The 13502-nt window shown below is 43.4% G+C and carries 17 protein-coding genes; 1 reads left to right on the forward strand and 16 read right to left on the reverse strand.

Annotated elements, in window-relative coordinates; all coding sequences use genetic code 11:
- Positions 1-2: 2 nt before the first annotated feature.
- The 9 genes from CW749_RS08190 to CW749_RS08230 form a co-directional block, all read right to left on the reverse strand.
- Entirely contained in the window at positions 3-929 is a 927-nt protein-coding gene (locus tag CW749_RS08190; protein ID WP_101111539.1) for an ABC transporter permease, read from the reverse strand.
- Entirely contained in the window at positions 926-1774 is an 849-nt protein-coding gene (locus CW749_RS08195) for an ABC transporter permease (RefSeq protein WP_101111540.1), read from the reverse strand. Before CW749_RS08195 ends, CW749_RS08190 begins: the two co-directional genes overlap by 4 nt.
- Positions 1774-2355, reverse strand: a complete 582-nt coding sequence (locus tag CW749_RS08200; protein WP_101111541.1) for an ANTAR domain-containing protein — start codon at positions 2353-2355, stop codon at positions 1774-1776. Before CW749_RS08200 ends, CW749_RS08195 begins: the two co-directional genes overlap by 1 nt.
- Positions 2352-3476: a transporter substrate-binding protein gene (locus CW749_RS08205; RefSeq protein ID WP_101111542.1), complete on the reverse strand. Its 1125-nt coding sequence runs from the start codon at positions 3474-3476 to the stop codon at positions 2352-2354. Before CW749_RS08205 ends, CW749_RS08200 begins: the two co-directional genes overlap by 4 nt.
- 451 nt (positions 3477-3927) lie before the next feature.
- Positions 3928-4392 carry a GNAT family N-acetyltransferase gene (locus CW749_RS08210; protein WP_101111543.1) on the reverse strand — a complete coding sequence of 155 codons (465 nt, stop codon included), beginning with the start codon at positions 4390-4392 and terminating at the stop codon, positions 3928-3930.
- A 35-nt stretch (positions 4393-4427) separates the two neighbouring features.
- A complete protein-coding gene (locus CW749_RS08215; protein ID WP_145997836.1) occupies positions 4428-4997 on the reverse strand; it encodes a hypothetical protein in 570 nt (189 codons plus the stop codon).
- A gap of 102 nt (positions 4998-5099) precedes the next feature.
- A complete protein-coding gene (locus CW749_RS08220) occupies positions 5100-5489 on the reverse strand; it encodes a VOC family protein (protein WP_101111545.1) in 390 nt (129 codons plus the stop codon).
- A 114-nt stretch (positions 5490-5603) separates the two neighbouring features.
- Positions 5604-6347, reverse strand: a complete 744-nt coding sequence (locus CW749_RS08225; protein ID WP_101111546.1) for a sporulation protein — start codon at positions 6345-6347, stop codon at positions 5604-5606.
- Positions 6348-6470: 123 nt separating this feature from the next.
- Positions 6471-6905 carry a hypothetical protein gene (locus CW749_RS08230; RefSeq protein ID WP_101111987.1) on the reverse strand — a complete coding sequence of 145 codons (435 nt, stop codon included), beginning with the start codon at positions 6903-6905 and terminating at the stop codon, positions 6471-6473.
- 271 nt (positions 6906-7176) lie between these two features.
- Between CW749_RS08230 and CW749_RS08235 the strand changes: the two genes are divergently transcribed.
- Entirely contained in the window at positions 7177-7809 is a 633-nt protein-coding gene (locus CW749_RS08235) for an SDR family NAD(P)-dependent oxidoreductase (RefSeq protein WP_101111547.1), read from the forward strand.
- Between the two features lie 117 nt (positions 7810-7926).
- On the opposite strand, the gene CW749_RS08240 is transcribed toward CW749_RS08235, so the two are convergent.
- The 7 genes from CW749_RS08240 to CW749_RS08270 form a co-directional block, all read right to left on the reverse strand.
- Positions 7927-8937 (reverse strand): acyltransferase, encoded by a 1011-nt coding sequence (locus CW749_RS08240; RefSeq protein ID WP_101111548.1) that lies wholly within the window; start codon positions 8935-8937, stop codon positions 7927-7929.
- Positions 8938-9314: 377 nt separating this feature from the next.
- Positions 9315-9698, reverse strand: a complete 384-nt coding sequence (locus CW749_RS08245; RefSeq protein WP_145997837.1) for a hypothetical protein — start codon at positions 9696-9698, stop codon at positions 9315-9317.
- Positions 9699-9759: 61 nt separating this feature from the next.
- The gene (locus CW749_RS08250) at positions 9760-10032 is read right to left on the reverse strand and encodes a helix-turn-helix transcriptional regulator (protein WP_101111550.1); all 273 of its coding nucleotides are present in this window, start codon (positions 10030-10032) and stop codon (positions 9760-9762) included.
- A gap of 110 nt (positions 10033-10142) precedes the next feature.
- Positions 10143-10652: a GNAT family N-acetyltransferase gene (locus CW749_RS08255; RefSeq protein ID WP_101111551.1), complete on the reverse strand. Its 510-nt coding sequence runs from the start codon at positions 10650-10652 to the stop codon at positions 10143-10145.
- Positions 10653-10828: 176 nt separating this feature from the next.
- Complete coding sequence (locus tag CW749_RS08260; RefSeq protein WP_101111552.1) at positions 10829-11275, reverse strand: isoprenylcysteine carboxylmethyltransferase family protein; 447 nt, start codon at positions 11273-11275, stop codon at positions 10829-10831.
- A 65-nt stretch (positions 11276-11340) separates the two neighbouring features.
- Positions 11341-11928 carry a Crp/Fnr family transcriptional regulator gene (locus tag CW749_RS08265; RefSeq protein WP_101111553.1) on the reverse strand — a complete coding sequence of 196 codons (588 nt, stop codon included), beginning with the start codon at positions 11926-11928 and terminating at the stop codon, positions 11341-11343.
- A 64-nt stretch (positions 11929-11992) separates the two neighbouring features.
- Complete coding sequence (locus tag CW749_RS08270; protein ID WP_101111554.1) at positions 11993-13492, reverse strand: SgrR family transcriptional regulator; 1500 nt, start codon at positions 13490-13492, stop codon at positions 11993-11995.
- Positions 13493-13502 lie beyond the last annotated feature (10 nt).

Here is a 13502-nt window from a genome sequence, read left to right on the forward strand (position 1 = left end):
TGTTACAGTTTTTTTAAGTCAATCCTTGGATCAACAAACGGTGAGATCAGATCAGCCAGCAAATTCCCCAATACAATAGCTACTGCAGAAACCAAGGTGACGCCCACAATAATGGGTATATCGACACGTTGAATTGCTTGCCATGCTAGCTGCCCTATGCCCGGCCAACCGAATACAGACTCCACCACCACCATGCCGCCAATGAAAATACCTATGTCGATTGCTATCATGGAAATGATCGGCAAAATCGCGTTAGGGATCATGTGTCGGCATATAATCCTTGTGTGGCTGAGCCCTTTGGCTTTGGCCGTTCGTATGTAGTCTTGATGCAGCACTTCGATCATCGAAGAACGCATCATCCGCGCGTACCACCCACTGCCCAATATTCCTAGCGTAATGGCAGGAAGCACCAAGTGTTTCCATTCGCCATATCCCCCAATCGGGAACCAAGACCATTGCACTGCGAATAAATATAAAAACATCATTGCTGCAACGAAATGTGGAGACGATACCCCCACAAATGAAAAAATCATCAACCCACGATCAATCAAGCTATTGCGTTTGAGAGCAGCAATAATGCCCAGTGAAAGCCCTATCACGAGTTCGACGCCAATTCCGGCTATCATTAGCTGTAAAGAAGCAGGGAGGCGAGAAGCAATCAACTCTGATACTTCCGTTTTTTGTAACCACGAGCGCCCCATGTCTCCTTGAAGCAAGTTGGTTAAATAGCGCCAATATTGCTCATAAAAAGGCAAATTCAGCCCCAACTGTTCGCGAATATTGTTGACGGTTTCAGCTGTCGCGCTGCGCCCTGCGATTTGCCTTGCAGGATCGGCAGGTAACAAATAAAGCAGCAAGTAAGTAATGAAGGTAACGCCTAGCAGAATAAAAGCCGCATGCAGTAAGCGCTTCAATAGGTAGTAACTCATCCTGCTTCTCTCCCATTCAGAGTTGGGTCGAGTGCGTCGCGCAGTGCATCCCCCAAAATGTTGAAGCACAGCGAAAGCAAAATAATCACGCTACCGGGAATAAATACCAGCCAAGGAGCGACACTGAAATAGGTTTGATTTTCGAAGATAATATTGCCCCAACTAGGAATAGGAGGCTGTACACCAATCCCCAAGTAAGAGAGCATCGCTTCAAGCAAAACGGTGGTTGAAATGCCAAGCGTCCCCCATACCAGCATCGTCGGTACCAAATGTGGAAAGACATGGCTGAGCAATATTTTTGCCTCTGAAACCCCAATCGCTTTTTCCGCAGCGATGAAATCTTTTTCACTGATCGCCAGCGTTTCTGAATACACGACCCTGGCGATTTGCACCCAATTAACCATGGCGATGACCATGGCGACGATCCACAAGCTGGGGGTAAAAATGGCCGCAAGCGCTATCGCCAAAAGTAGCGCTGGAAAAGCCATCATAAGATCGGTGAACCGCATCAATACCGTGCCAACCCAACCTTTAAAATACGCGGCGGTAACACCTACTGCCGTGCCAATAATAATGGCGATGCCATTGGCAACAAGCCCAATAAGCAAAGAGGTTTGAGAGCCGTAAATAATGCGCGATAAAAGGTCGCGCCCCAGTAAGTCTGTTCCTAACCAAAAGGTTTCGTTAGGAGGGAGAGGCGCGCCTTCTAACGTTAGCCCTTCAAAGAACTGCTCAGTTGGATCATAAGGTGCGAAAAGGTGTGCACCCACCGCTAGGCAGACAATAGCGCATATGACCACCATCGAGACAACGACCGAGGGGCGCGACAATAACTGATTCCACATTAGCCTTGACTCCTAAGCCTTTCATAGCTCATGTTGCCTTGCGATAGCTCTAGGCAAATTTGCTCCACAGGTAGGTTTCTGTGCATCGAATATTGTCGCAAAACCTCATACGCTTTTTGCTCGGTGAGCTTGTGTGTTTCCATCACTTTGATCACCGCTTCTATTACAATAGGGCGAAGCTTATGACGTGTTCTTAAAGTATCTAACTCTTGGTGTAGCGCCGAATGTTGCTGAGAGAGTTTTAATGCCATGTGAAATGCAGAATACAACCCCACCTGGTGAATGGGTTTGCCAACAACCGACATCGCCCCCATAGAGATAGCACGTTCTATTTCAGTGGGAGAGCCATGAGCCAACAACCCAACAACGGGCATGGATTGCCGAATCGGTTTTTGCACAGCAATATCAGCAAAATAGTGTTGCACGTCAATGAGTAAAAGGTCCGTCGGTTTATCGTCGATATGGTCGCTGATATGGCAACAAATCCCCATTCGCTCGGTCGCTTTTTGGATTTGGCTGCATGTCCGCTCATCCGCAGAAATAACCGAGATCTTACTGATGGATAACGTCGAGATACTCATTTGACCACCCTAAGCCGAGCAGGCATTTCTAGCGTATCTACATCGGTAAGGAACCCTTGAGCAATAAGATAGGGGTTGGGTTCGATTGGGGCGTAAGATTTCACCATACGAAAATCCGCACCATCTCGCTCCCCTATAAAGCAGGGCAAAACCGCGTGCTGATTATTGGAGATGGTTAACGTGTGCCCCATCGGAGTTTCTGTTTGTACTTTATGCAGAACCGAACGCACAGACGTTACGTCATCACTTCCTTCTAATGAAATAGCATTGGCGAGACTAAGAATAGAAAGATAAGCGCCGACAAAGTTGCTTGAGACGGGTTCACTGTCTGATATAGCCATTTTTGCAGCATCGGTAAATTGGGGGTCTATCGATTGCAAAAAAGTCAGCGCAGTGAACAAACGTAAATTTGGCAAGGCGCGAATGCTTGCCAGTTCACATTCACTGAGGTTGCTGCTCAAGACTGGGAGGGAGTCGGCGCTCCATGCATCATTAAGTTGATGCAAAAACGCATAGCTGGATTCTCCAACTAAATTATTAATGACAAAATCAGGCTGATGAGATTTCAGGTTCTCTATCGACAATCGGAAATCTTTGGTATCGAAGCGGTAGTAGCTGTCTTCTACTATCTCTCCGCCTATGCTAGCGATAGCATCTCTGGCGATACGGTTACTTTCCCACCCCCAAACATAATTGGAGCCAAGCAGTGCAACTCGCTTACCAAATCGCGGCACCGCATATCGAAGCATTGGCAATAAGTTTTGGTTAGGGCAAGCTCCGTGGTATACGACATGCTCATCGCATTCGTATCCTTCATAAGGTGAGCCATACCAAAGCAGTGCCTGATACTCATGAACATCTGGGATCACTTCCTTGCGAGCACTCGACGTGATGGTGCCAACAATGTGTTTTATCCCTTGCTTCAGCAAAGACTGCGCGCCGTTGATGTACTCATCCATATTGCCTTTTGGATCAATATGATGCCCTTTAAGCTGGAATTGAAAACGATCATCTGCGTTCACTTTTTCAATCGCATAACGAGCACCAAGTAAGGCGTTGTAACCTATCTTTCGATAAGTACCCTCTGTTGAATAAAGTAAACCTATGTGAAACGTATCCATACCTAACTTCCACGGCTAATTGTTCTAAGCTCTGCTTCCAAGCAGCTGATTTTTGAAAATAAAAAAGCCTAAATGAATTCGAATTACCGAATTCATTTAGGCTTCGTTACCTTGCTACGCATTTTTATGAGTCTTAGTCGAAGCATGCTTCGTGCTCATCCTTTTTCTTGAATTTGGCTCGACAAGAAAAAGTGCTTCAGTACTTAATTAAGCCCTGAGTGCCGTTTAGTTTTACACCCCACATAATTTGTGGTCAATATGTTAAATAATTTTCACATCCCCTTCATCTCAAAAATGAAACAATAAATTCAAAACCACATACTCACTCAAAAGCATATTACAGATAACAATTACTCACTATTTTTCAATATCTTGAACAAGAAGTGGATTTTTGAAAAATGTTACAACATTCCAATAGACAAATAATTATCTCTTATTTAAGACAGGCGCATCATCCCTTTTCAGGCAAGGTTTCATCCCAACGAAACAGGATATCCTGCAACCCTTCTTCATTGTCGCAGTCTCCTATACTCGCTAAAAAGCCGTGCTTTATATAAAAGGATTGCGCACGTTTGTTGACTTCAAATGTTCTTAACTCTAGGAAAGAGTCTGCTTGAGACTTTGCCATTTGTATGAATTCACTACCAATACCTTTCCCTTGATAATCGGGGTGAATATACAATTGGTTAATCTCGTTGGGTTTTATTGCGATGAACCCAACGGCTTGTTCAGAATCGTTCACGGCAACAAAAATACGATAAGACAAGGGGAGGATATGGGAGAGGAAATGCATCTGAGATTCAAAAGAATGCACGGGGTTAATTCCCAAGCTCTGACGCATGTTTTCACGCCAGAATGTGGTTATTTCTTCTGCATGACATTCTTTAAAAGGCACTATTTTGTAGTTTACAGCCATATCACCTCCTTTGATTTGCCTTCAAGGTGCTTTAACTAGTATTCAAACACGGAATACGACCAGTAGCTTTCGCCTGTGGATTCCGTTTGTTTCCATCCTTGGGATTTGAGCTGTTTAGCAATGAGTCGATTCATTATGCCATGTCCGAGCAAAAATACGCTCTCATGTTGGTTAGCTAACGCACTTAAATAATTCGCCCCTAACCTCGCTCGCTCTTTTGCTTCATGAATAGGCTCTCCATTTTTAGCAAAGCCAAACAACCAACAAAGTCGAAAAATCACAGCCCAGCAGAGAAAGTTTAGCTTGGGAGTTTGCCAGTTGAGATAGGGTAAGTCAGATTCTCGAAAGCATTTTTGTACGTGATGTACCTCTTCTACCCCGAGCATTCTCACGGACGAAATCGCCCGCGGTAACTGGCTGCTCACGGCTATGTTGCAGCCTTGCGCTGCCTTAATCGCTTGCTCACTAGGAAGCGTAGAGAAATTTAAATCCGACGATTCGTATTCAAGCACAAGTGAACCAAGATCATGGGAAGAAAACCTTTGGCTTTTCAAACTGTGCAGATCGAGTTCTGGTTGCCCATGCCGCATCAAAACAATTTTCAATGGCTCGTACCAACTAGCAAAAAATGAAATGCGATAGTAAATCGAAACACCTAATGTTGAAGTTAATTTGTGCTAAACAAACCAGCCATTCTGAACAGAAAATTAAGTAGAAACTTCGTAAAGTTCGAGTGGAAGCCCATCAGGATCTTGAAAAAAAGTATAACGACTTTGAGTAAACTCATCGATTCGAATGGGTTCAACCTCAACATTATTCTTTTCTAGGTGTTCAACAACATCTTCGATACAAGTAACTGAAAATGCTAAATGTCTTAGCCCTCTCGCTTCGGGTTGAGTCGGTCTTTTAGGTGGGTTGGGAAAGGAAAACAATTCGATCTGGTTGCCATTTGGAAGCACCAAATCAAGTTTGTAAGATGCACGATCTTCTCGGTAGATCTCGGCAATAATTTTCAGTCCCAAAATGTCACAATAAAATGCCTTAGAGACAGAATAATCGGAACATATGATCGCAGTATGATGAATTCCTTTTAGCATATTTGCCCTTCTAATCAAAAAATCCCGAGGCTTTTCGTTTTCCACGTAAAGCGCCGAGATTATTTTTAGCTTTTCTTAGCGTGCATGCAACCTGAAGTCGCCCGTTTAAAGACTTTAAACAGAAAGAACGCGTGATACAGCATCTTGCACGTCTTGTGCAGAAGCGTTTCGGTTTAGTGTGAAGGACACATATTGATCCCCACGAAGACTCATTGTTCGGTCCACTTCCGCTAAACAATGAACTACGTCGCCTTCAAGGATAAATGAAAGTTCGATCTCTTTACTGGTCACAAACCCATTGTTGCGAAACTCAATTTCCTGATAACAACCGGAGTGCGACTGGAATGTGTTCGCGCGTAAATGACCTTTTTCAACGTCTGCTTTTACCATCGTAAACCCTGCTGACTCAATAGCAGATATCACGCTAGACACGACAGGAAGAGGTTTCACCTCTACAAGATCTCGGTCTTTAGGATCGATAGCAAAATCAATATCCAAGGTTGTTTCAACCCAAACATGACATAGGTTGTTTAGTGCATTCAACGCAGTCACTGGCGTTTCGTCGTGAAGCTTGAGTTCAAAATTGACTTGTTTTTCTTCACCAGGACCAATAACAAAAGGCTCCACCGCTTGGAGATGCCCCAACACAAAAGATGGGTAGCTCGTGCCGCTGTCTGACTCAACTTTTACTTGAGTACAAAGTTTCAGTTTTATCGCATCAATTTGTTGCTCAACATTACCGCCTTGAATATGAACGGTCCCTTCTAACGTTTCACCTTGAGAAAGGCTCATGTTGTGCAACACCGTATCCACTTTCGCTGCACCAATACCTAATGACGCCTTTAACTTTCCAAACATCTGTATTCCTTATTATGTGTTGAGACAAAGATTAGATATGGGTTGTAGCACGTAGATTCAAGCATCAATATAGATACATTACTCGAAAAGCTGGCTTCGAGTTACAAAAGCAAGCTTAAACACTCAACTGAGTTTTTCGAGGTACCAAGTCCCGTGACACGGTCCGTTGTTTAGGTTCCACTTCCCATGAATTTTATCGCTCGTGACCTTGCCAGCAAATCGATAATCCCATTGGCTATGGCTTGCATACAATGTCAGATCTTTGTTCTCTGATACCCAGCCTTTGAGCGGTGTTCCGTTGTATGTGAGAATAAAGGTGACCAGCCCATCAACCACGTCGCCTTCTATTGTTGTTGGCTCGCATAAGCTGCTGTTCGATTCGTTGATCCGACGCCCTACCCATTTCCCATCAAATTCACTCGATACATTAAAATCAGGCGCTTCAGGCAATTTAGGGAACGAATCTGGGTTACTTGATGCAAACCAATCAAGTTTGCTCCCCACCAGCAGAAAAGCCACAAAGGCAAAAGTCAGTGTATACGCCGCTATTTTTTTCATCATTCAGTGCAACCAAGAAGTAGTAACCAAATGAATTATATGAAATAAAAATCAAAATCGGGTGATTCGATGTAAACCCTGCGATTCGCTTCTCAGTAGAAATTGACCCACTAAAATTTTCATTTTCCCACAAGGAATGCGAGCCACTTGTATTCAACCTTTGTCCCATCTAGATCGGACCAGTCTGTACGAAAACGATTCCGTGTTTAATCTATTGGTAATCTTATAGTTAGACATGTAAATTATTCTTATTCACATTTGGAGATTTACTATGAATACTGTCGTTATTTGGGGAGCAGCCAGCGGTTTAGGTGCTGCTATGGTTGAGTACTTTCATCAGCACGATTATCAAGTTATAGCTGTTGCTCGCACACCAGAGAAAAACCCTCGCCTTGCAGAGCTTGGTGTTAAAGCGTTGATCTGTGATGCCACCGTTGAAACGCAGGTAAAGGAGACCGTCGGTCACATTCCTAAAGGAGCACTGGTTATTTCGACCATGGGAAGTTTCCGCGCTGAAGTCCCCGTAGATTACATTGGTCATCGCAACTTAATTAATGCACTAGAAGGACACGACGTTAAGCGCTTTTTGCTGGTCACCTCACTGGGGTGCGGAGATTCGTGGCAGTACTTATCAGAGCGCTCAAAACAAGGGTTTGGTGCGGCGGTACGTGAAAAATCTTTGGCGGAATCTTGGCTTCAAAGCAGCAACGTTCCTTTCACTATTTTAAGACCGGGCGGTCTGAAAGATGGTGAAATCACAGAGAAAGGTGAGCTGTCTCAGAACGATGAAGTGCATGGGCTGATCCACCGCAGTGAAGTCGCGCGTTTAGCGCAAAAATTGCTTACTGATGACAGTGCACTTGGTCAAGTTTATCAGTGCATTGACCCAACACTCACTTGGTAACACCCCAAGATATATACTCAAGTAGCCTTTAGTATCCTATTTCGAAAGAACCCAGCAGAAAGTGAACTGTTTTGCTGGGTTATCGTTTAACGAAGTTGCAGCTACAGCTAAATCTTATTAGTTACGTGGCAGGAAAAAGCGAGAAATAGGTGCAGACAAGATATAAGGAATACGAAACGCCTCAATGATTTTGTACGCCACTAAAGGTGCCAGTGTGGCCACTGCCATTCCAACAATCAAATGCACCGGTGCAGACTCAATACCCATCCCTTTTGTTAACACCACTCTCACGCCACTGCCGGCCAATATATGCATAACATAAATCGACATCGACGCTACTCCTAGCGTTTTCAAAAACCCAAAGGATCCTTTAGATATCGTGACGGATAGTGACGTGACAAACGCTATCGAGCAAATAGCAACAATCAGTGATTCTGCCCCTCTCTGGCTGTAGTCCATACCCAATAAGCCGTGATATACCCACTGAATAAAGGCAAATAACATTATCGTAACGCCCAGTGCCGCACCAGATTTAAAGAAGCGTTCTAAAGCGTACTGAGTGAAGATTATTCCTAAAAAGAAGAACACTAGATTTTGAGTTAAGAAGTTAATCAGAGTGACATTTGGCAAAAATGAAGAAAATACATACAGCAATACCGTGACGACAAAAAGCCCCATCCCCAACGCTTTAGAACCGATGGAATACACGACAGAGCTGACTAGAAACACAAAGAAAAGCGCATACAAGAACCAAAACTGGGCTCTTGGCTCCCAAAGCAACGCAAATACATCGCTGAAAGACACATTCCCGTTAGTGTAGTTCGATAAAACGGCTTCAATACTGCCTTGCAATAAAGACCACAAAACGTACGGGTAGAAAATGGTGTCCACCTTGCTGAACATCAGTTTCTTAGCACCTCGCTTGGAAAACGAACGGTAAAAAAACAACCCTGACAAAAAGAAAAATAGCGGCATATGAAAGCTATAAACCACGCTGTCTGCCATATGGTAAAACGCATTAGGCATGTCTATATTGGCGTTGAACAACCCTCTCGCCACATGCCCATACACTACAAGTAGAATACCTATACCTTTTGCGTAATCGACCCAATCCGTTCTATTTTCCACGTCCTACCCTATTTTATTTTTGCTTATTGGCTGAGTTACGACGATCTGTTAAAGCTCGCCAAAATCCCTCAAATAATGCCTTAAACGCATGACTCTTATTTGAGACGACTTGACCTTTTCCTTACAGCTCAAGCCATAAAAACCACAAAAATAAAACAAAACCTAACAATTTCAATCAGTTAAATATGAGGCGCTTATTATTGTTACAGTATTAGCTCAACAGGATTTGAACCAGCTTCACAGCCTCAAGTTTCGGTATTCACGTTATATTGGATACTTGAAGGGCTCAGCTGGCTTTTAATTTGGGGGGAGGTATGTTTACCAAACTCAATACAGACAGGGGTTACTATTTCAATTTAGATTTTATACCCAAGTAATTAATTAGCTCTCCTTCGCTCAACGTATAGCCCAACAATTCCTGAAACAAAGCAAAATACACCAAGCAATTCTATCCAGCCGTTGACTAATCTTGCCTTCTCCACTTTTCCTTTTAGCTTAAAGACTCTATACCCATCGTCGACATCTATCTCGAATTCGCTTCCTAAACGCTCCTTCTTCAGAACCACTTCCGTCTTCATTCGTTCTTCGAATGATTTAATCAACTTCTCTCTCTGTTCTCGGTTTTGGCTGCCTGATGGAAGCGTTGATCGCCAAGACGTCAATAAATGTTTCGATTCCCCTTCGTAAAGGATCCCACTAGATTCATAACGATAGTAAGCTTCATCAAAAATGACCGCACTCTTCCCCGCGTAAAACAACACAAAACCTGCAATTAAAAGAATGCATGAGATGGTTAATATACGTTTCTGAAGGTTATCGCTATTAGCCTGCTTGCTTGCTTTGGACCCAAGCTTTAACATCTGGAATTTTTAAAAGTTCTGACTCAATGTATTCTGATTCAAATGAACGAATGAAATCATCTGTTTTTGTACCTAGTGCCGACAGTAACCTAAGGAAAACGTCGTTGGACGGAATGCATTTATTGTTCTCAAGTTTGGAAAGATAAGATTGTTCAATCCCTGCTTGTTCAGCCATCTCTGGCTGGCTTAACCCCAAATCATTGCGCATGTTCTTAATTTTATCGCCTAGTTTCATGTATGGTCTCCAATACCATGTCAAAGGCTTATGATTCTCAGGTATTCATATAGAAATGAGAAGAGGAATATCCATTAATAACCATGAATATCAATACATTAAGTAGGAAGTCATTGTTTGCCGACTTCTTTCATAAGCCGAATATCAATGATGGTTTCACCGTCGTATTCCGTTTTTTCGAATTCACCAGTCTCAACAAAACCAAGCTTTTGATAGAACTTCATTGCCGATTGGTTATTGTCTAGAACGTAAAGAGAGATACGTTTGATTGCCTCTGCTTTTACCACTTGATTAAACGCATTCATCAATTGTGTTCCGACACCTTGTCGGTATAGATAAGGGGAAAGGTAGAGCTTGCTTAATTCGATAACGTCCGAATGGGTGGGATTGATGTAGTAGGATAAAAAGCCGACTACTTGCTGGTCGCGCTCAGCAACAATAACGCATTCACTTTCCGTTTGAATGATGCTGTTCCATTCTTTTCTTCTTACATCTAGGTTATAACCTGATATGTATCCTTGAGGCATTAAGCCTTCAAACGCCACGCCCCAAGAATCCACATGTATCTGGGCAATTTGGTTTATATCTTCTAATAATGCGGATCTAATCTCTACAGTCATTGTGTTTTCTCAGTACTTCTTTTTCTAAAAACTTACCTGTTTACTCACCAAATAAGCTGGCAAACCTTAACAGAATTCATCATGCAAACTGATGGGAATAGCATGAAGTGGCACGCAATTCCCCCTTATTTCTTACCCCCTAAATCAGCGACCTTTTGGGTTAACCTGACCTCGGGTTAGATCCAACGCCTCACAGAATTTCGATACAGGCTGTATTCTTCGCCAAATTTCTTGATCATTTCTCGCTCTTCATAAGCGATATACCACCGATCCGAAACAACCACATAGAACACAACCAATACAAAAGATGAGATGGCCGCGCCAAATAAAACAGCAAATCCAAATAACGCAATGGAGAGCCCAAGGTACATAGGGTTTCGGGTGAATTTGAATGCGCCCGTTGTTACCAGCTTTCCCGGTTCATCAAACGTCATTATGTTGGTTCCAACTTTGCGAAATAAAGCGCTACTTCTACCTGCGAGGGCAATACCAAAAGCAACAAACAATAAACCTAGAAATGAATAAGGCATGGCAATTAAATGTGGAGAGTTTGTGTACCAACAAACAGCACCCATCGCGAAAACCGTCAGCACAAATAAATAGGGGGGAAGTAACTTTTTCATCTGCGTATCCTAAAAATTCAATGAGGAGTTGCAGTCTACTTGTTAGAAAAGTGGCAAGCCTTAACTTATGTTAAGCCCAATTCTCTGCGGATCCGTGAAAGCGTCACGTCCGTAATACCTAGGTACATAGCAACATGACGTAATGGAATAAGATGGCTTTCTTCCGAAAACTCGCTTAAGAAGTTTTGGTAACGTGTTTTAGCATCCAATAGCAAAAACTCCGCCTCTCGACGTTCTTTCTTCAGAACCAATTGCTCATAGATTTTTCTTACGAAAGCGTTCCAATAGGGATGTTTTTCCGTCAAAGCTATAAGGGAGGAATAAGGGATGGAGGCTAGGCTGCATGATGTGATGGTTTCAGCATAAAAAGGGCTTGGAGCAGTCGCGACCAGCGAGCTTACGCTAGTAAATGCACCGCCCGCTTTCACTAGGGATTTATTTCGCTCTACCCCTTCAGAATCAAGGTAGTAATATCGCCCAACACCTTGAAGTAAGAAATGCACATCCGCAACGATATCTCCCTCTGAAAAAATCGATTGTTTCTCTTGGTAATCAGCAAAGGAAAACTGCTGAAGATCATGAGTGTCGTACTGAATGTTCGGCACGACTCGCTCCAGAAAGTGTTTTAATCGCTGTTTAGATGATTCGCTCATTTTCCCTACTGTTTCAAATTCCGTCTAACGGATAGATTACGTCTAACGAAGAGAAAATGTCTAACTACAATTCTAACGGCAGATCCGAAATCCAGATATCGCCTAACTCACACCAGCCAAAACCGTTTACTTGCGCATTTTCGATATTTTTGGAAACCGCGAGGCTGAACGTTTCTTGTTTCAGTGGTATCACCACGCCAAGTACTTTTGCTTTGGTTTTTAGTGCATCTAACCCTTCCTGTGCATCGGCATAATCTGGGCGCGATCGAATGCCCTTGATATCGCTCTGAAAACAATCTGAACGAAATGGGTATAAACAGAAGAAAGACAACCACGAAGTAAACGCATCGTTCTCATCAATAATGCTGCAAAAAGCTTGTTCGAAATCTTGGTGGTAGTGCCCATATGGAACAACTTGAACTGTGTGATTTTCACCGTTTGTGTTTAAAACAGCAAAACTTAGCGCTTGGCATTCCGATGTGTCTTCACTGCTTATCTTCGAGTTGTCGCTGCAAATTCCAATTTCAGTACCATCTTCCTGGTTCAGGATTTTTAAAAATGTAGACGGTTTTTGGCTTTCAATGGATTGCGTTTGATCGGGCATTTGCAGGCACACTTGGTTAAGCGCGCAGCTTTTGCTTTTCGCCCATTCTGGGTAAACCCACAATTCAACACGCTTCAATATTGCTGTGCTGTGACTGTATCGGTCATTCCGACTGAGCCTAAGCATTTTTGAAGAAAAAACATCAAGGGAAAAAGCGCCAGACCCTATCAAACGTTCACTGGAAGGCAGCTTAAAGATTGATGTTTCCGCTCGTGAAAGCAACCGAGGTAAATGCCAATCTGCCTCACTCAGCCTAATTTCTATTAGCTCGTTCGACGTCGCCCTCACACTCGCTATGTGCCGATACAAACGCGACCAATATTGAGTTGAGGCGAGAGCTTGCAAGCATCTCACTACATCTTGAGCACTCAGCAAACTTCCATCGTGAAAATGTACGCCACTGCGAACTTGAAAATGCCAGCATGTCGCGCTGGAATTGCTACGCCATTGATAAGCAAGGTCACCTTCTAACTTGCCGTTATGGATAAGCGTTAGTCGTTGGCAGATCTGAGTCACCAAAAAACGTTCCGTACGGCGCAAAGAACTGAACGGGTGTAATCTTTCTAGCTCTCGATGAAATGGGATATACGCGATGCGTTGAATGGCTTCTCGCGATTGCGATAGGTAAGCTTCCAGTTCTTTTTTGGGATCCCTCCCCCCGAAAGACAGCACATTAAGCAGCTGCTCTACGCTGCCAGAATCAGCCAAAGGGTTCGCAATTTCATAACACGCTTCTATCGGCTCAATACGACAAGACAACCGTGCTTTTTTGTTTCGCCCAGACTGGGCAACCCAATCGATCCACCCAACTGCGACCATTTTTTTCAATAGCGTTTGAACGTGCCGCTCACTAACGTGCAAGAGCGCCGCCAGTTCACTTATCTGACATTCCGACGTCCCGGGACCATAAGTGCTAAACAGCCGTTCGTAGATATCGAGTTTGCGTTTAAGGTTTTCCATTCCATCCTTT

Origin of the sequence: Vibrio sp. vnigr-6D03, from assembly GCF_002835515.1 — a bacterium.
GTDB lineage: Bacteria > Pseudomonadota > Gammaproteobacteria > Enterobacterales > Vibrionaceae > Vibrio > Vibrio penaeicida.